2 pseudogenes are annotated in these 780 nt (G+C 56.0%); both read right to left on the bottom strand.

Annotation, left to right across the window (positions count from 1 at the left end):
* Positions 1–279 (bottom strand): annotated as a pseudogene (locus tag EN935_RS38545) (IS21 family transposase); the annotation flags it as partial.
* A gap of 89 nt (positions 280–368) precedes the next feature.
* Positions 369–780, bottom strand: a pseudogene (locus EN935_RS38540) (D-amino-acid oxidase); the annotation flags it as partial.

Here is a 780-nt window from a genome sequence, read left to right as displayed (position 1 = left end):
CCCCTCATAGCCAAGGTTCATCAGGTCGGCATGCAACTGCTTCAGGGTGCGCTTCTGCTTGCGGTTCTTTTTGGCTTCTGTCTTCAGCCAGGCCGACAACCGGTCCGCAAACGGATCAAGCTTGCTCGGCCGGTCAGGCACTTTGAACTTCGGTTCCACGCCGCCCAGGCGCAGGTATTTGCGGATGGTATTCCGGGACAGGCCGGTCCTGCGGCCAATCTCCCGGATCGATAGATGCTCTCGTAAATGCCAGCGTCGGATCACGCTCAATAACGCCATGTCGATCACTCCGTAACCCCCGCTGAAAACAAGCAGGGCAAGGTTCAAACATGGGTCAATTCTCGATGGAAATATCCCGTGCTACCGGGTCAGTTCTCAGTGGAAATCAACACGCTGACGACGTGCTTGCTGGAAACTTCGGCTTTGAGGGCTCTGAACCGCTCAAAAGGGGAACGTTCAGAGCCTGCCCAAAGCCGGGGCAGCATCGCCTCCCGCCAGAACGCTTTTCCCAACCGGAAGCGGAGACGCGAGCGCTCTTTCAGCAGCGTTGGAAAGAACTCTGGGAAATAGCGGAATGAGGCTGGAATAATGTCGGCGACTGTATTGGTTTCATGAGCAATTACATACCCACCATCAAGCCGCGGTCTGTGTGCAACCCGGCCCGTTGTCATAGCAGGGACATGCCCAGTCTCGACAGGTGTGGTTCGCAGCAAAGTTTCGGAGACGATCAGCTGGGGAAAGGGAATTCCTATCGACCTCAACAGATGGCGTGACCAAAGT

It is taken from the genome of Mesorhizobium sp. M7D.F.Ca.US.004.03.1.1, from assembly GCF_003998635.1.
Taxonomy (GTDB): Bacteria; Pseudomonadota; Alphaproteobacteria; order Rhizobiales; family Rhizobiaceae; genus Mesorhizobium; species Mesorhizobium loti.
Note: the sequence above shows the minus strand (reverse complement) of the source record. Positions and strands in the feature narration are given on the sequence as shown.